This is a genomic window from Micromonospora sp. FIMYZ51 (assembly GCF_038246755.1).
GTDB lineage: Bacteria > Actinomycetota > Actinomycetes > Mycobacteriales > Micromonosporaceae > Micromonospora.
Genome location: NZ_CP134706.1, coordinates 6,447,960 through 6,464,965 on the forward strand (window position 1 = coordinate 6,447,960; position 17,006 = coordinate 6,464,965).

At 71.5% G+C, this 17,006-nt stretch carries 18 protein-coding genes; 9 read left to right on the forward strand and 9 right to left on the reverse strand.

Annotated elements, in window-relative coordinates:
- Positions 1 to 8: 8 nt before the first annotated feature.
- Positions 9 to 875 carry a hypothetical protein gene (locus tag QQG74_RS29020; RefSeq protein WP_341717827.1) on the reverse strand — a complete coding sequence of 289 codons (867 nt, stop codon included), beginning with the start codon at positions 873 to 875 and terminating at the stop codon, positions 9 to 11.
- Positions 876 to 905: 30 nt separating this feature from the next.
- Positions 906 to 1,457 (reverse strand): winged helix-turn-helix domain-containing protein, encoded by a 552-nt coding sequence (locus QQG74_RS29025; RefSeq protein WP_341717828.1) that lies wholly within the window; start codon positions 1,455 to 1,457, stop codon positions 906 to 908.
- 292 nt (positions 1,458 to 1,749) lie between these two features.
- Here QQG74_RS29025 and QQG74_RS29030 point away from each other — a divergent pair, with 292 nt between their 5' ends.
- From QQG74_RS29030 to QQG74_RS29045, 4 genes are all read left to right on the forward strand, one after another.
- Entirely contained in the window at positions 1,750 to 6,108 is a 4,359-nt protein-coding gene (locus QQG74_RS29030) for a S8 family serine peptidase (protein ID WP_341717829.1), read from the forward strand.
- Between the two features lie 220 nt (positions 6,109 to 6,328).
- Complete coding sequence (locus QQG74_RS29035; protein WP_341717830.1) at positions 6,329 to 6,517, forward strand: hypothetical protein; 189 nt, start codon at positions 6,329 to 6,331, stop codon at positions 6,515 to 6,517.
- Between the two features lie 200 nt (positions 6,518 to 6,717).
- Complete coding sequence (locus QQG74_RS29040) at positions 6,718 to 7,359, forward strand: glycosyltransferase family 2 protein (RefSeq protein ID WP_341717831.1); 642 nt, start codon at positions 6,718 to 6,720, stop codon at positions 7,357 to 7,359.
- 13 nt (positions 7,360 to 7,372) lie between these two features.
- Positions 7,373 to 7,513 carry a hypothetical protein gene (locus QQG74_RS29045; RefSeq protein ID WP_341717832.1) on the forward strand — a complete coding sequence of 47 codons (141 nt, stop codon included), beginning with the start codon at positions 7,373 to 7,375 and terminating at the stop codon, positions 7,511 to 7,513.
- Between the two features lie 78 nt (positions 7,514 to 7,591).
- Here QQG74_RS29045 and QQG74_RS29050 read toward each other — a convergent pair whose 3' ends face one another.
- On the reverse strand, positions 7,592 to 7,831 hold the full coding sequence (locus QQG74_RS29050; protein WP_341717833.1) for a winged helix-turn-helix domain-containing protein: 240 nt from the start codon (positions 7,829 to 7,831) through the stop codon (positions 7,592 to 7,594).
- A gap of 201 nt (positions 7,832 to 8,032) precedes the next feature.
- Here QQG74_RS29050 and QQG74_RS29055 point away from each other — a divergent pair, with 201 nt between their 5' ends.
- Positions 8,033 to 8,356, forward strand: a complete 324-nt coding sequence (locus QQG74_RS29055; protein WP_341717834.1) for a hypothetical protein — start codon at positions 8,033 to 8,035, stop codon at positions 8,354 to 8,356.
- Positions 8,357 to 8,449: 93 nt separating this feature from the next.
- On the opposite strand, the gene QQG74_RS29060 is transcribed toward QQG74_RS29055, so the two are convergent.
- From QQG74_RS29060 to QQG74_RS29080, 5 genes are all read right to left on the reverse strand, one after another.
- Positions 8,450 to 8,773, reverse strand: coding sequence for a DUF1416 domain-containing protein (locus tag QQG74_RS29060; RefSeq protein ID WP_341717835.1), 324 nt, complete (start codon positions 8,771 to 8,773; stop codon positions 8,450 to 8,452).
- Position 8,774: 1 nt separating this feature from the next.
- Positions 8,775 to 9,623 carry a sulfurtransferase gene (locus QQG74_RS29065; RefSeq protein ID WP_341717836.1) on the reverse strand — a complete coding sequence of 283 codons (849 nt, stop codon included), beginning with the start codon at positions 9,621 to 9,623 and terminating at the stop codon, positions 8,775 to 8,777.
- A gap of 214 nt (positions 9,624 to 9,837) precedes the next feature.
- Entirely contained in the window at positions 9,838 to 9,915 is a 78-nt protein-coding gene (locus QQG74_RS29070; RefSeq protein ID WP_311202345.1) for an Ms5788A family Cys-rich leader peptide, read from the reverse strand.
- A 72-nt stretch (positions 9,916 to 9,987) separates the two neighbouring features.
- Entirely contained in the window at positions 9,988 to 10,773 is a 786-nt protein-coding gene (locus tag QQG74_RS29075; protein WP_341717837.1) for a DUF2993 domain-containing protein, read from the reverse strand.
- Positions 10,774 to 10,866: 93 nt separating this feature from the next.
- The gene (locus QQG74_RS29080) at positions 10,867 to 11,904 is read right to left on the reverse strand and encodes a hypothetical protein (protein ID WP_341717838.1); all 1,038 of its coding nucleotides are present in this window, start codon (positions 11,902 to 11,904) and stop codon (positions 10,867 to 10,869) included.
- Positions 11,905 to 12,154: 250 nt separating this feature from the next.
- Here QQG74_RS29080 and QQG74_RS29085 point away from each other — a divergent pair, with 250 nt between their 5' ends.
- The 3 genes from QQG74_RS29085 (at position 12,155) to mshD (ending at position 14,997) form a co-directional block, all read left to right on the forward strand.
- Positions 12,155 to 12,895, forward strand: coding sequence for a response regulator transcription factor (locus tag QQG74_RS29085; protein WP_341717839.1), 741 nt, complete (start codon positions 12,155 to 12,157; stop codon positions 12,893 to 12,895).
- Positions 12,896 to 12,969: 74 nt separating this feature from the next.
- On the forward strand, positions 12,970 to 13,854 hold the full coding sequence (locus QQG74_RS29090) for a polysaccharide deacetylase family protein (RefSeq protein ID WP_341717840.1): 885 nt from the start codon (positions 12,970 to 12,972) through the stop codon (positions 13,852 to 13,854).
- Between the two features lie 189 nt (positions 13,855 to 14,043).
- The gene (gene mshD / locus QQG74_RS29095; protein ID WP_341717841.1) at positions 14,044 to 14,997 is read left to right on the forward strand and encodes a mycothiol synthase; all 954 of its coding nucleotides are present in this window, start codon (positions 14,044 to 14,046) and stop codon (positions 14,995 to 14,997) included.
- Between the two features lie 114 nt (positions 14,998 to 15,111).
- On the opposite strand, the gene QQG74_RS29100 is transcribed toward mshD, so the two are convergent.
- Positions 15,112 to 15,942, reverse strand: a complete 831-nt coding sequence (locus QQG74_RS29100) for an NUDIX hydrolase (protein ID WP_341717842.1) — start codon at positions 15,940 to 15,942, stop codon at positions 15,112 to 15,114.
- Between the two features lie 71 nt (positions 15,943 to 16,013).
- On the opposite strand from QQG74_RS29100, the gene QQG74_RS29105 reads away from it, so the two are divergent.
- Positions 16,014 to 16,982 carry a Gfo/Idh/MocA family oxidoreductase gene (locus QQG74_RS29105; protein WP_341717843.1) on the forward strand — a complete coding sequence of 323 codons (969 nt, stop codon included), beginning with the start codon at positions 16,014 to 16,016 and terminating at the stop codon, positions 16,980 to 16,982.
- The last annotated feature ends 24 nt before the right edge of the window (positions 16,983 to 17,006 follow it).

Consider the following 17,006-nt stretch of genomic DNA (forward strand, 5'->3'; position numbering starts at 1 on the left):
CGGTACGCTCAGCCCGCGCAACCGCTGGTCGCAGCGACCCGTACCCCGTCCGGGCGCAGGTCGGCCAGCACCGCCACGCCGCCGCGCCGGTAGGCGTACACCTCGGGGGTTTCCACGACCGGCGTGCCGCCCGCCAGCGACGCGAGTGCGGCCTGCGGCGACTTACCCGGCTCGCCCACGCCGGACCAGGCGGTACGGGCGACCCCGCCGCCGGGGCAGGGCGCGGTCACCGCCAACTCGCTGCCGGCTCCCGCGCCACCGAGGGCGCGCAGCGCCTCGGCCAGCCCGCCGACCTCGGCACCGGCACCGGCATCGCCCGGTCCGGGCCGGTCGTATCCGTCTCCGATCGGCCGGCAGCCGGTGTCGACGGCCAACCGGATCCGACCGTCGGTGACCGGACGCCCCTGCACGACGACGAACTCGCCCGCGTCGGCACGCAGCCGCGGCCCGTCGGGGGTGACCCGGACGCCGGCCCGCCACTTCGCGGGCAGCCGCTCGGCGATCCGCTCCAGCACGGCCCGCTCCTCGCCGCCGGGCACCGCCAGTTCGACCTCGCGGCTCAGCGTCGCGCCGTCAGCGAACGGGGTGACCCGGCAGCCCCGGTGCACCTCTGGCGGGACCATCGCCGGCACCCCGTCGGACGCCGCCGCGACCAGTTCGCCGATCGCACCGTCGACCACCGGACCGGCCTCGGTCAGGGTCCGCTGCTCCCGGACGGTCGGCGGGTCGTTGCGGGTGGAGAACCAGGTGAGACCGGCGAGCAGCACCGCCCAGGCCACGGTCAGCGCGACCAGCCAGCCCGGCCAGCGCGGACCCGCCGCCGGTGGCCGGGAATCTGTGGGTGGGACGTACCCCATCTGAACTGCGCCGCTCACCGGGCCATGGTGTCACGCCCGGCGCGGCGGTCAGCTGTCGGCGGGGTCCGGTGGTTCCGCGTCCGGATCTCGACCATCGACCGGTTCGGGTGGCGCGCTCAGTCGGTAGCCAACCCCCCGGACGGTCTGCACCTGCGGCCCGTCGGGCAGGGCGCGTAGCTTGCGCCGGAGTCGCTTCACGGCCGAGTGCAGGATCGCCGTGTCACCCAGGTACGCGCCGCCCCAGACGGAGGCGAAGAGCCGTTCGTAGCTCCACAGGGTGACCGGTGGTTCGGCCAGCCGGGCCAGCAGTTCCCGCTCGGTACGGGTCAGCCCCAGCGGTACGCCCCGCCAGGTGACCAGGTGGCCGGCCCGGTCGACCACGAGGTCGCGCCAACTGCCCGAGCGTTGCGCCCACGCATCGCTGGTTGCGCCGTCCGGTGTTCCGGTCTCCATCGGCGGGGCCGGAAACATCGCGCGGAGCTGGGCCAGGTCCGCGCAGATCACCAGTGGACCCACCCCGTCGAGACGCTGCACCACCCGCTGCCGGACGGAGGCGTCGGAGCTGACGCAGACCAGAATCGGAATCTCTCCACCGGACACGCTGCCTCCCCGAGAGTACTGCGCTGACCTGCGACTTCTCGCCCGTCGACAAAGACGGCCACCGATGGCGCCCGCCACTCAGACTAACGGTCAGGATTGCGACCCGTCACTGACCGAGTACTGACCGACGCCGCCCATTGATCACCGGCCACCCCGGGCAAGAGCATGACTCTCAGCGGGCAGGCGCTCACCAGGAGCCACCCACATCGCGCTGACCGCTCCGCGACGGCATGCCCGGCGCGCGGATGTGCGGGCCCGAAGAGATCGGGACCGACGACGTGGGGGAGGAAGCTTGTTCACCACACGATCCACCCGCTGGCGGGCGGTGGCGCTGCTGACCGCTGCCGTGCTGGGCGGCACCGCCCAGCCCGCGCTCGCCGCGCCGGCACCGGGGCCGGCACCGCATCGGGCCGCCGTCGATGCGGGGCTGCTCGATCGGCTGGACACCGCACCGACCGCGACCTTCATGGTGTACCTGCGGGAGACCGCCCCGCTCGCCCAGGCGACCGCGCTGCCTGACCCCGACGGCCGGGCCCGCGCGGTGCATCAACTGCTCACCAGCACGGCCACCCGGACCCAGCGCGACCTGCGGGCGGTCCTGGACGAGCGGAAGGTGCCGCACACCGGGTACTGGATCGCCAACGCGCTGCGGGTCGAGGGCGACAAGGCGCTGGTCGAGGAGATCGCGCGCCGGCCCGAGGTGGCCCGGATCGCCCCGAGCCGCAGCTACCGTCTGGTGCGGCCCACCCCCACCGAGACCGCGCGGGCCCGGACCGCCGCCGTCGAATGGGGGCTGACAAACATCGGTGCACCTCAGGTATGGGACGAGTTCGGTGACCGGGGCGAGGGTGTCGTGGTGGCGAACATCGACACCGGCGTCCGGTACGACCACCCCGCGCTTGTCGGCTCCTACCGCGGCAACACCGGCGGCGGCTTCGACCACGCCTACAACTGGTTCGACCCGGCCGGGGTCTGCCCCACCGCCGCGCCCTGCGACAACGACGACCACGGCACCCACACCATGGGCACGATGGTCGGCGACGACGGTGCCGGCAACCAGATCGGCGTCGCGCCGGGCGCGCGGTGGATCGCCGCCAAGGGCTGCGAGTCCGACGAGTGCACCGACGCCTCCCTGCTCGCCGCCGGCCAGTGGGTGCTCGCTCCGACCGATGCCAGCGGGCGCAATCCACGGCCCGACCTGCGGCCCGACATCGTCAACAACTCGTGGGGCGGTGACGGCGGTGACGCCTGGTACCAGCAGACCGTCACCGCCTGGCGGGCGGCCGGCATCTTCCCGGTCTTCTCCGCCGGCAACGACGGCCCGGCCTGCGGCAGCGCCGGTTCGCCCGGCGACTACCCGGACTCGTACGCGGTCGGGGCGTACGACGTCAACGGCAACATCGCCAGCTTCTCCGGCCGCGGTTCCGGTGCCGATCCACTGAATCCGAACATCGCCGCGCCGGGCAGCGGCATCCGTTCCAGCGTCCGGAGCGGCGGATACGCCACGATGAGCGGCACCTCGATGGCCGCCCCACACGTCGCCGGCACGGTGGCGCTGCTCTGGTCGGCGGCACCCGGCCTGCGCGGCGACCTCGACGCCACGGAGGAGTTGCTGGACCGGACCGCCCGCGACGTCGACGCCACCACCTGCGGCGGCACCCCGGCCGACAACAACGTCTTCGGCGAGGGTCGGCTCGACGCGTACGCGGCGGTGCGGGAGGCACCCCGCAGCGGGTCCGGCCGGGTCACCGGCGTGGTCAGCGACGCGCGTACCGGCGACCCGGTAGCCGGCGCGACCGTGACCGCTGACACCCGCAGCACCACCACCGGCCCCGACGGCCGGTACGCACTGAGCCTGCCGACCGGCGAGACCGCCCTGGCGGTACGTGCCTACGGCTACGCCGGTCAGTCGGCGACCGTCACCGTGCCCGAGGGCGGTGCCGTCACCCAGCACTTCGCCCTGTTCGCGGCAACGACGGTGACGGTACGCGGCAAGGTCACCGACGGCTCCGGCCACGGCTGGCCGCTGTACGCGAAGATCGAGGTGGCCGGGCGTCCCGGCACGGTCTTCACCGACCCGGTCACCGGCCGCTACTCCTTCACCGTGCCGAGCGACTCGTCGTACCGGCTCACCGTCACCGCCCGGTACCCGGGCTATCGCACCGTCGTCCGCGAGGTGTCGGTCGGCGACGACACCACCACGGTCGACGTGACCGTGCCGGTCGACGCGGCCTGCACCGCTGCCGGCTACACCGGCAGGTTCGGCGAGCCGCTGCTGCGTGAGGCGTTCGACGATGCGAGCGCCCCGGCAAGCTGGACGGTCACCAACCGCACCGCCTCCGGTGGTTGGGTCTTCGACGACCCGCGTTCCCGGGGCAACCTCACCGGCGGTTCCGGTCGCTTCGCCATCATCGACAGCGATGCCCTGGGCAGCGGCAACAGCCAGGACACCGACCTGATCACGCCGCCGCTGGACCTGACCGGGGCCGCCGCGCCGGTGCTGCGGTTCCGCAGCGACTGGCGGGCGGTCGGCATCAGCGACACGGCCGACATCGACGTCTCCACCGACGCCGGGGCCAACTGGACAAACGTCTGGCACCAGACCGCCAGCCGGCGCGGCCCCCGGGTCGAGGAGGTGCCGCTGACCGTGGCGGGCAACGCCTCCGCCGCCCTGGTCCGCTTCCGCTTCAAGGGCACCTTCGCCTGGTGGTGGCAGGTGGACGACGTGGAGGTGGTCAACCGCGAGTGCTCGCCGGTGCCCGGCGGCCTGGTCGTCGGTACCACCACCGACCGCACCACGGGTGCCGCTCTCAACGGGGTGAGCGTGGTCAGCGACGACCGGCCAGCGGACCGGGCGGTGTCGGCGGCCACGCCGGAGGACGCGGGCGAACCGGACGGCTTCTACTGGCTCTTCTCCGGTCTGACCGGCAGCCACCCGTTCACCGCAAGCCGGACGCCGTACCAGCCGGCAACGGCCGACGGGGCGGTCACCGCGGACGGGGTACGTCGGGCCGACTTCGCGCTCGCCGCCGGCCGGTTGACCGTCAGCCCGACCAGCATCGAGTCGCATCAGCCGTACGGCAGCACCCGCACCACCCGGTTGACCGTGCGCAACACCGGAACCGCGCCGGCCGAGGTGGAGTTGTTGGACCGCTCCGGCCGGTTCGAATTGCTCAACCAGGATGGCGCACCGCTGCGTGAGCAGAAGGTGAAGGGCATCAGCAAGACCCGGACCGGCACCGCGTACGGCGGGTCGACGCCCGAGGTCGGACCGGCCGCCGCGGACAGCTGGGACGAGATCGCCCGGCTGCCGGCAGCGATCTACGACAACGCGGCGGTGTGGTTGGACGGGAAGGTCTACTCGGTCGGCGGTGGCGGTAGCACCGGCACCGAGCGCAAGGCATGGGCGTACGACCCCGGGGCGAACGCCTGGAGCGCCCTGCCCGACCTACCGACGGCGCGCTCGAAGCCGGCCGTGGCAGCGATCGACGGCAAGCTCTACGTGATCGGCGGTTGGGCGACAAGCGACGTCAACGCCACGGTCGACGTCTTCGACCCGGCCGTCGGCACCTGGCACACCCTGCCCGGTGCGACAAACCCGGCACCGACGGCGGCGGCCGGCATGGCCGTGGTCGGCGGAAAGGTGTACCTGGTGGGTGGCTGTGCCGACACCAGTTGCACGGACTCCGACCAGTTGGTGGTCTTCGATCCGGCGACCGGCTCGTTCGCCACCCGCGCCGCGTACCCGCACCCGGTCTCCTGGCTGTCCTGCGGCGGAATCGGTGCCGCGGTCTACTGCGCGGGCGGCACGGGCAGCACCGAGTACAGCGACGCCTACCGGTACGACCCGGCCAGCGACACCTGGAGCCCGCTGCCCGCACTCCCCCTGGAACTGTGGGGCTCGCAGTACGCGGCGGCCGGCGGAATGCTGGTGCTGGCCGGTGGCGTGACGGCGGCGTCGACCACGGTCACCAACCGCACCGTCGGCTTCGATCCGGCCACCGGGGCCTGGCGTGACCTGCCGAACGCCCGGTTTGCCCGGTACCGGGGCGCTGCCGCCTGCGGCGCGTACAAGGTCGGCGGCTCGCCAAGTTCCTTTGTGGGCAGCGCGGACAGCGAGCGGCTCGGCGGCCTGGAACTCTGCGCGGCCGACGCCGACCTGCCCTGGCTCAGCGGCGCACCGACCACCTTCACCCTGGCCCCGGGCGCTTCCCGGACGGTCACCGTGACGCTCACCGCCACCGCCGAGGCGGGCGTCGCCCAACCGGGTCGGTACGGCGGCGAACTGGCCTTCGTCTCGGACACCCCGTACCCGGTCACCCCGGTGTCGGTGGCGATGAACGTGTCACCGCCGGCCAGTTGGGGCAAGATCCAGGGCACCGTCACCGGCACCACCTGTGGTGGCGTGACCGTCGGCATCCCGGCGACCGTCCGGGTGAACCTGATCTCGACCGGCACCGGCACCACGCTCACCGCAGGCAGCAACGGCCGGTACGCCTGGTGGCTGCCGAAGGGCCGGTACGAGGTGATCGTGGCCAAGGACGGCTGGGTGCCGCAGGTGCGGCGCCACCAGATCGAGGCGGGCATCGTCGGCACCCTCGACTTCGCCCTGGAACCGGCCGCCACCTGCACCAGAGCAACCGGCATCTGATCCCGTCAACACACCTGGTGGCCGTCGACCCGTCCCGGGCCGGCGGCCACCTTCGCCGTATCACCTACCTGAACGATTGTCGCGAAGGCGACAGGACCGCACCCGTACGGACCACTCAATCGATCACTGTTAGTGGCAAGACTTATGCGGTCTGTCGAATTCGGCGCAGGAAGGCGATGTGGCACTGACAGCGACTTCGCCGCCAGCGAGAGGAGCAACGATGGGCACGGCCATCGTGAAGACTCCCGAAGAGCTGCGAGCATGGCGCGACCGTCTCCTGGAGCGCGTTCATATGTCCAAGGAGACGCTGTACGACCTGGGTCGGAATTTCGAGCTGCGCCCCGACGAGCGCAGCGTTTACGAGATGGTCCGATCGATCGACTATCTGCTCGACGATGACGAGAGCTGACAACAGCGTCTCCACCGGTCTGATCAGACTCGCGAGCGAGTTCGCGGACATTCAGCTACTCCCGGCGGTCCGTGACGCGCCGGCGGTCGCCGCCAAGGCACTTGAAGATCTTGACTACAAGGTTGTTCCGCCAGCCTCCGCGCCGTCGTCGAACGTGAGCGTGGAATCCGTGGCTGGCCAAGCGGGCCTACAGCTACTGGATGTACCAGGCGGTGATCCGGCGCATCCAGAGCCACTTCAACGTGATGAACTGCATCTCCGGCTCCAACTCGATCTACCGGACCGAGTTGCTGGACCTGCTCCTGCCCCAGCAGCCGCCCTACATCGTGGATGACACGTACTGGGTGCTGGAGACCCACCGGCGCAACCTCGGCAAGGTCGTCTACGCGCCCCGCGCGCTGGCCCAGTTGCAGGACCCGACCACGTTGCCCGACTGGTACCGGCAGAACCTGCGCTGGATGTGGGGGACTTTCCAAGGGATCATCGGCCATCGGGTCGGCCGGCACACCACCCGCTTCGACTTCGCGTACGTCCTGCTGATGCTGCACTGGCTGCTCTACGTGGCCGGTGGCCCGCTGACCCTCTGGCTGCTCGCCACCGCCGGCCCAGGGCTGCTGTTCGGGCTGCTGTTCATGCTTGCCGGCCACGCGATGTGGGTGCTGCTCGCAGCGTGGCGGCTGCGGCATCGGCAGCTGCCCCTCTTCCTCCCCTTGATCATCGTCGCCGACCTGTTGTACCGGGTGATCCTCGTACACGCACTGGTGAAGGCGTTCCGTCAGCCAACTGTCGACAGGTGCGTCTGGGACTCCCCGGCCCGCATCGCCGTCGGTTCGACAAGGTGAGGGAGGTGAGAACATGTCCGCGCACCAGGACCTCCCACTGACCGGGGCTTCGACAGCCGCCGTCGGCCTGGTCGGCAGCATCCTGCTGGGGCTCGGCGCCCTGCTGGTGACCGTCGCCAGGTGGGGTGCCAAGACCCGCCGCAAGATCGGCTGATCCCGCCTACCGGCATCGCCGGGTCAGGAAAATGCGGTACGGCCGGCCGCCGGTTACGACACCGGCGGCCCGTGCCGTTCAGGGCCTACGCAGCCAGGTGCTCGGATCAGTCACGAACACTCCCTTGCCCTGCCGTCGATCAATTACCCCGAGGGCTTCCAGCCGCACGTTGACGAGCTGGATCGTGGACGGGCTGACCTGGAATTGCTCGCAGAGGCGAGCGATTGAGGGCAGCTTGCCGCCCGGCTTGTACTTTCCCGATCTGACATCAGCGATGATCTCGTCGGAGATGCGGATGTAATCCGGCGTCGATGGCATGGCACTCCTCGCGTGGCACCTCCAATTCGATCACGAGGAATACAAGAGCGACAAGCTTCTCCACTTCCTTGCATACCTTGCCTTCCTCATATAAGTTGACGAAGAGTGCTCCTCGCGTGGCAACGAGTAGGGCTCAATCCCCCGGTCGGGGTGGGTCGGGCAGCGATCCACCCCGACTCCGGCCCGGAAGGGGTGATCGACATGAGGGAAGCCGGCACCGACGAGCCGCCACGTTTCGTCGTACACCTGACGCTGCGGGCGACCGACCTGGCCGCCGCGCACCTGCTCGCCCGAGCGCTCACCCGCTCCCTCGGGTTTCTACCCGAGTTGGTGCTGGGCGAGACGACGATCTCCGTGGCGGGCGCCCTGGACGTACAGCATCAGGTCTTCTGCGACCGGTTGATGGATCGTGGCCGGCGCTGCCAGCTCCGGCCCGACCACGACGGCGCCTGCTCCCACCGCCTCCTACGTCCCCGACCCGGGTCCCCCGCCCTGCTGACCCGCCGGCCGCCAGCAATCACCTGACCCGGGGCGAGGCAGGGCAGAAAGTGCCGGAGACGGCTCGTGGCCCGCATCCCCAAGCGGGGATACGGGCCACGTGGCTGATCAGAGCGTGGGTCAGTCGGTGACCGTGACGGTCACCTCGTGGACGCCGCGATCCGCAGTCACGGCGGCGTCGCCGTTGCCGTGCCGGGAGAGCGCCCGCAGGGTCCAGTTGCCCGGAGCGGCGAAGAACCGGAACTGACCGGCCGGCGAGGTCACCACCTCGGCGGTGAACTCACCTGTCGAGTCGAGCAGACGGACGTACGCGCCCGGCACCACGTCGCCCTGGGCGGAGCGGACGACACCGGTGATGACGGTCTCCTTCTCCAGGTCGATGCTGGCGGGCAGCGGGGCGGCCTGGTCCGGGGCCGCGCAGCCGGCGGCGGTCGGTGCAGTCATCTCAGGCCTCCCCCGGCTCGTCGCCGAGCGCCACCGGCACGCCGACAAGCGAGCCGTACTCGGTCCAGGACCCGTCGTAGTTCTTCACGTTGCGGTGCCCGAGCAGCTCCTGGAGCACGAACCAGGTGTGCGAGGAACGCTCACCGATCCGGCAGTAGGCGATGGTCTCCTTGCCGTCGTCCAGCCCGGCCTCGCCGTAGATCTTGCGCAGCTCGTCGTCGGACTTGAAGGTGCCGTCCTCGTTTGCCGCCTTCGACCACGGCACGCTGATCGCGGTCGGGATGTGACCGCCCCGCTGGGCCTGCTCCTGCGGCAGGTGGGCGGGGGCGAGCAGCCGGCCGGCGAACTCGTCGGGGCTACGCACGTCGACCAGGTTCTTGGTGCCGATGGCGGCGACCACCTCGTCGCGGAAGGCCCGGATGGAGTTGTCCGGCTCCTGCGCGACGTACTGGGTGGCCGGGCGGGTCACCGGGTCGCTCACCAGCGGCCGGGCGTCCAGCTCCCACTTCTTGCGACCGCCGTCGAGCAGCTTGACGTCGCGGTGGCCGTAGAGCTTGAAGTACCAGTACGCGTACGCGGCGAACCAGTTGTTGTTGCCGCCGTAGAGGATGACGGTGTCGTCGTTGCTGATGCCCCGCTCGGAGAGCAGCGCCTCGAACTGGGCCTTGTTGACGAAGTCCCGGCGGACCGGGTCCTGGAGGTCGGTCTTCCAGTCGAGCTTGATGGCACCGGCGATGTGGCTGGTGTCGTAGGCCGAGGTGTCCTCGTCGACCTCGACGAAGACGACGCCCGGGGCGTCGAGGTTCTTCTCGGCCCACTCGGCCGAGACGAGTGCGGTGTCGCGACTCATCAGATCACTCCCTGGTGAGGATGGATGGTGAGCCAGCGCGCGGAGGTGGTCGGATGTGGTTTGTGTCGCACCACGCGCGGGACCCATAGCTAGGAACGGATCACGGGTTTGTGCGACGGCGCCGCTGCCGGGCGTCCGGTGGGGTGCACCGGGATTGAGGTTTCGCATACCCCGAGTGCCGAAGGCCGCTAGGCGGCCCGAGACAGCCCCGCCGTCAGATGACGGGGCGACACAGGCAGGTGGCCACGCGGCACAGGTCGACCGCGCGCCGTTTGGTGAGGAGCGTCCCCATGAGCAGGGAGCCTACCAGCGATCTCAGATATCTCCAGCGGGCCGACCAGCATCCGGGACACCGGCGGCGAGGTCAGCCGGCCGCGTTGATCGGTACGTCCCGTGCGTCGCCGGTCACCGTGAGCCCCTCGGGTCGCGGGACCACCTCGCGGATGGTGAGCCCGAACGGCAACTCAGGCAGGGGTACGTCCACCGAGATGCTGCGGGCGAAGTTGTTCACCAGGGTGCGGGCCAGTGGCGCGTCGGGCAGACCTTCGGCGTCGAGGTTGTCGAACTTGAGCGCGATGCCCCCCTGCTCACCGACGACGATGTCGGCGGTGCCGGTGACCGTCAACTGCTGGCCGAGGATGTCCACCGGCGCGGTGACGGCGAGCTTCCCGCCCTGTTCGCCGAGGGCCAGGCCCTCCCGGTTCAGCAGGGCGGCCAGGCTCTGGTAGCTGATGGTGCCGGTGCCGTTCACGGTCTCGGCCACCACGTCGCCCTGGCCGGTGCGCAGCGTGTCCAGCGAGGCGCGGACGTTCCGGGCGTCCACGTTCAGGCTGGGCAACGCGACCGCGTCGCCCTGCACCGATCCCTGCACGTCCCGCAACCTGATCGAGATGCGCTCGTACCGGCCGTCGAGGACCTGGGTGAGGAAGGGGAAGCCGCCCACCTCGACCTCCGGCGGCGCGGACTGCGCGCCCTGCTCGGCCACCTGCTGGCTGACCTCGTCGGCGATGGTGCGCTCGGCCACGTTTACCGCCACCCGGTCGGCGATGGCGATCAGGCCGACGAGAACGAGCAGCAGGACGACGAACCCGATCAGGATCTTGCGTCCCCGCCGCCGCGGTCGCCGTCCGTACGTCTGATCGTGCTCCACGCCGTCTCCTGTCCTGCCGTACGTCTCTTCGTCCCGCGTCGATGCCGCGGTGCGGCGCACCGGTGGTACCCGCCGCCCGGATTGCTCAATCGCCTAGAGCAGCACCCGGCACATCAGGTACGCCACCGGAGCGACCAACGCGACCGCACCGAGCGGACCCTGTACGTGCCGGGTCGCCCACCCGCTCTGCGGCTCGCCCGCCATCCGCCGGCCCGCCTCGGCGTACCCGACCGCGAGATCGGCCAGCACGGCCACGACGGCCGCGACCAGGCCGATGATCGCGGCCCGGGTCGGCGTGAACGGGGTGACCAGATAGCTGCCGAAAACGGCGCTCACCAGCGTGCCGATCATGGCGCCGCCGACCACGCCCGCCGCTCCTCTGGGCACCTGGGGGGCGAGTCGTGGCCAGGCCGCGACGGCGTCGGCCACCCGGGCCACGGCGAGCGCGACCACGGCGGCGGCGAGACTGACGGTGATCGCCTGGGTGCCGGCGGGGATCCGGCTGAGCACGATGAGCGTGGCGAGGGCGACCACCCCGAACGAGATGGTGGCGGTGGTCCGGAGCGACTCGGTCACCCGGGCCCGGTCCACCCGACGAAACAGCTGGCCGAGCAGCGCGGCGAGCAGCCCGCCGATCGCGACGAGCCAGAGCGGGGCCAGCCGGGGTTCGGCGCTGCGTACCGCCACGACGTCGGCCACCACCGCGGTCACCACGTTCACCCCGAGCACCACCGCAAGCGCCGGTGGGCGGGTCACCATCGTCCAGGCCAGTACGAACAGCAACTGGACGGCGAGCACCACGACGGTGAACGGCACCCGGTGTCCCGGGCCGGAGCTCTGCACCCCGAGGACCAGACCGATGCCGAGCAGCACGGCGTACCCGCCGATGGCGAGCGACAGCTGTCGGCGTACCGCTACCGGCGGCTCCTCCTCGTCCTCGTCCTCGCCGGCATCGGGCGCGTCGTCGGGCCGGCGGGGCGAGCCGCCACGGCGCAGACGCCGCGGACCACCCGAGCGTCGCCGCTCGTCGGTCTCCACGGCCGGACCGGTTCGTGACTCCGGGCCGCCCGCCGACGGCGGGTCATCGGCCCACGGGTCGTGGCCGGTCTCGGGCGAGCTGGAGGGAAACACCCACCGATCGTGCCAGACACACCGCAGATCGCGAGTGCCACGGTTTCCGCGACGTTAAAACCTGCGCCGCGATCAGGGGCAGAAAGGGCAAACGGGAAACTGCGCCCGGGCTCCGGGTGGGCGATCGGTTACGCTCAAGGCGAAACCCGCCCGTCAGCGACGCCGGGACCCACGGAAGTTCCCAGCGCCACGCCCCGCAAGGAGTGCCGCTGGTCGTGCGGCCACACGGGCCGCCGGGACGGAGGTGATCGTGGAGATCCTGCTGCTGGTGACCGCACGGGCAGGCGAACCATCCGCAGTGCTACCGGCACTGGACCTGCTGCCGCACTCGGTCCGCACCGCACCTCGTGACGTACGCACGCTGGTGGCCGGTCCGAGTCCGGACGCCGTACTTGTCGACGCCCGCTCGGAGTTGAGCGAGGCTCGGGCCACCTGCCGGATGCTGCACGCCACCGGGCTCGGCGTACCGCTGGTGGCAGTGGTCACCGAGGCCGGGCTGATCGCGCTGAACGCCGACTGGGGGGTCGACGACGTCATCCTCGCCTCCGCCGGTCCGGCCGAGGTGGAGGCGCGGCTGCGACTCGCGGTCGGCCGGCTCAGCAACGCGACCGCGGGTGCCGGCGGCTCCATCCGGGCCGGCGAGTTGATGATCGATCCGGACACCTACGCCGCGAAGCTCAAGGGTCGCCCGCTCGACCTGACCTACAAGGAGTTCGAGCTGCTGAAGTTCCTGGCCCAGCACCCGGGTCGGGTGTTCACCCGGGACCAGCTGCTCCGCGAGGTATGGGGCTACGACTACTTCGGCGGCACCCGGACGGTCGACGTGCACGTGCGTCGACTGCGGGCCAAGCTCGGCTCGGAGTACGAGTCGATGATCGGCACGGTTCGCCAGGTCGGCTACAAGTTCGTCGTACCGTCCTCGCGTACGGCGCTTGCCGAGGCCGCCGACCACGCTCCGCTCTCGGCCCGTCCGCTCACCGTCGAGGGCTAATATCCAATATGCCCCTTTTGTTCGACTTGCGCGTCTTATTGTGACTCTCAAGTTGACCAACGGGAGGGGCTGCGGTGGGCGGTTACCACCGGGGCGCGGGACGCGCGATCGGGATCATCACGCTCGTGGTGTCGGCGGTGCTCGGATCGGTGTACCTGCTCGGCAGGAGCCTGACCCCCGACCCGTCGCACACCGACTCCACGGTCACCTCGACCGGCGCCGACCATCCCGAGTACGCCGACCAGGCCGCCCCCGCCCCGACCGCATCCGGCGCCACGCCCACCGGCATACCCGACACCGGGCCGAAGCCGCCGGACCACTTGACCGCGCCGGAACACGACGACGACCCGAACTTCGGCCCGATGGGCACCCGGGTGAGCACCGGCACCAACAGCGTCGCCCTCACCTTCGACGACGGGCCGCACCCGGACTACACCCCGCAGGTCCTATCGATCCTGCGGGAACACCACGTCACGGCCACCTTCTGCGTGGTCGGCCAGAACGCCCAGGCGTACCCGTGGCTGATCCAGCAGATCGTCGCCGAGGGACACACGCTGTGCAACCACAGCTGGAACCATGACGTGACCTTGGGTTCACGCTCGCCGGAGCGGATCCGCTCGGACCTGATCCGGACCAGCGCCGCGATCCGGGCGGCAGTGCCCGACGCGCCGATCGGCTGGTACCGCCAGCCCGGCGGGGCCTGGACCTACTCGGTCATCTCCGTCGCCCGCGACCTGGGCATGATGCCGCTGCACTGGACGGTGGACCCGGGCGACTGGCGGGCTCCCGGCGCCACCAAGATCGCCGCCTCGGTGGTCGGCGGGGTGGGACCCGGTTCGATCGTCCTGCTGCACGACGCGGGCGGCAACCGGCAGGGCACTGTGGACGCGCTCTACCGCATCCTGCCCACGCTGACCAGCAGGTACGCCGTGCTGGCGTTGCCGAAGCGGGGTACCTGACATCCCGCCACCTCGGCCAGCCGCACCGACGGCCCCGATGCCGCCGATGTCTTCGCCCGCGCGCCACGCCGACGACCCCGATGTCGCCGATGCCGCCGATGTCGCTGCCCGCGCGCCACGCCGACGGCCCCAATGTCGCCGCCCCGCCTCACCGCGCCGACGGCCGTTGCGCCCGATAGCCTGGCGGGAATGAGCGAGCAGATGATCAGGCTCAACAGCTCCGACCGGCTCGATCCGACCGAGATCGCCGAGGTGCTGGCGCTGGCCCGGGCGGCCGGCGACGCGGACGGCGCAGACCCGCTCGACGAGCACGTGCTGCTCCGGCTACGCGACGACCGCGCCCCGGCGGTCCACCTGACCGCCCGCAGCACCGACGGAACGCTCACCGGGTACGCCCACCTCGACACCGGCGATCCGACGGTTGGCGTCGAGATCGGGCTGGCGGTGCATCCGGCGTACCGGCGGCAGGGCACCGGCCGGGCGCTGGCCCGGGAGGTGCTGGCCCGGCTGGCCGGGGACGCGGCACCGGTCGTGCCGGTGGGCGCCGGTGGAGCGCTGCGTGCCTGGGCGCACGGCGATCATCCGTCGGCCGCCGCGCTCGCCGTGGATCTCGGCTTCCGCCGTGCGCGCGTGCTCTGGCAACTGCGTCGGCCGCTCACCGCACCGTTGCCCGAGCCGCGACTGCCCGACGGGGTGACCCTGCGTGCCTACCGCCCCGGCGCCGACGACGAGGCGTGGCTGGCGCTGAACGCGCGGGCCTTCGCCAACCACCCCGAGCAGGGCCGGTGGAGCGCCGACGACCTTCGGGTGCGCCTTGCCGAGCCGTGGTTCGACCCGGCGGGCTTCCTGCTCGCGGAGGAGTCGGCGACCGGCCGGCTGCTCGGCTTCCACTGGACCAAGGTGCACGAGCAGCCCGGATCGGCCCGGATCGGCGAGGTGTACGTGCTCGGGGTCGATCCGAACGCACACGGCGGCGGGCTCGGCCGGGCACTGACCACGGCCGGGTTGGCCTACCTGCGCGAGCGACGCGGCCTGGACCGGGTGATGCTCTACGTGGACGAGTCGAACACCAGCGCGGTTGCGCTCTACGAGCGACTCGGCTTCGCCCGCTGGTCCGCGCACGTCAACTACCAGCGCGACTGACCCCTCGCGCCCCGCCCGGGACCGGCGAGCAGGCACGCCCCGGCTCGGGACCCGCGAGCAGTCACGGCCGGGACCGGCGAGCCCTCGCGGCCCGGCTCGGGACCGTCCGCAGCGTCACGGCAGGTAGAACCGGGGACCGTCCGGGCCGGTCAGGTCCAACTGCGGGGTGATCGGGGTGGCCGCGTCCCGGGTCGCCGCCGCCCGGGCCACCGCGGCGAGATCGGCGCAGGCCGCGATCTCGCCGAGGGTGATCAACGTCGGCGGCAGCATGGTCAGCTCGCCGGCCACGGCGCGGTCACAGGCATCGGCGGGACGGGCCCAGAGGGTGTGGTCGGCCTCGCCGGAAACGTCCCGGGTGCGCTGTCCCTCCGGCAGCAACGCCACGAAGAAGTACGTGTCGAACCGGCGCGGCTCGAACTCCGGAGTGACCCACCGGCTCCACGGCAGTAGCAGGTCCGACCGGAGGGTGAGCCCGCGCCCCGCGAGCAACTCGGCGAAGCCCCGGCGCCGCTGCTCCAGCTCGACCCGGGCGGCCTCCCAACCGTCGTCGCTAACATCACCGACGATCCGATCCGGGTCGGGGCCGGCGAGCAGCACCCCCGCCTCCTCGAAGACCTCCCGGGCCGCCGCGCAGACGACCGCCTGAGCGGCCTGCGGTGCCAGCCCGAGCCGGTCGCCCCAACCCGCCGGATCCGGCCCGGCCCAGTCCAGGTGAGCGGTGGAGTCCGAGGGGTCGACCCCGCCGCCGGGGAAGGCGTACATGCCGCCGAAGGCCATCGCCGCCACCCGGCGGATCAGGTAGACCTCGAACCCATCGCCGGCCGGGCGCAACAGCAACACGGTGGCCGCCATCCGGGGCACCGCCGGCGCGGCACCGGACTCCTGGAACCGGAGAGCGTGCTCGACCAGCGTGGCTGGCACCGGATAACCGCGGTCGGTGGTCATGCCGGGAGCCTAGTTCCCGCCTCGTGGGTCGCCGATACAGCCCTCAAGTGATCTTCGGTAGCGTCACTCGCATGACTCGTTGGGGCATCCTCGCCACCGGCCACATCGCCGCTCGTTTCGCCGAAGACCTCCGGCTGGTGCCGGGAGCCGAACTGGTCGCGGTCGGCTCGCGTACGGCCGAGACCGCGCAGCGCTTCGCCGAGCGGCACGCGGTACCCCGGGCGTACGCCTCCTGGTCGGAACTGGCCGCGGACGCCGAGGTGGACGTCATCTACGTCGCCACCCCGCACGCCGCCCACTACGAGGCGGCCCGGACCTGCCTCGCCGCCGGTCGGCCGGTGCTGCTGGAGAAGCCGTTCACCCTGGATCTGGCCACCAGCACGGAGCTGATCGACACCGCACGCGCCGCCGGGGTGTTCCTGATGGAGGCGATGTGGATGCGCTGCAACCCGCTCGTGCTGCGGGTCCGCGAGCTGATCGCCGACGGTGCGATCGGCACCGTGACCAGCGTACGGGCGGATTTCGGGGTCGCCGGGCCGTTCCCACCCGAGCACCGGATGCGGGCCCGCGCGCTCGGCGGCGGCGCGCTGCTCGATCTCGGCATCTACCCGGTGAGCCTGGCTCATCTGCTGCTCGGCGTGCCGCAGCAGGTGCGGTCGTGGGCAAAGCTGGGGCCGGAGGGCACGGATGAGAACACCGGCCTGATCTTCGGGTACGACTCCGGGGCGGTGGCCACGCTGAGCTGCGGCATGGTGGGTGCGACCGGGCTCACCGCCTCGATCACCGGTACGGCGGGACGGATCGACCTGCCCGAGCCGTTCTTCCGGCCGGGCGGGTTCACCCTGCACCGGGCCGACGCCGAGCCGGAGACGATCACGACGGAGCTGGTCGGTTCGGGCTACCAGTACGAGGCCATCGAGGTGCAGCGCTGCCTGGCCGAAGGGCTGACCGAGAGCCCGCTGGTGCCGCACTCGGCCACCCTGGAGATCATGGCTCTGCTCGACGACATCCGCGCTCAGATCGGCGTCTCGTATCTCTGAACGTGTTAATAGGGGCCCCTTGTA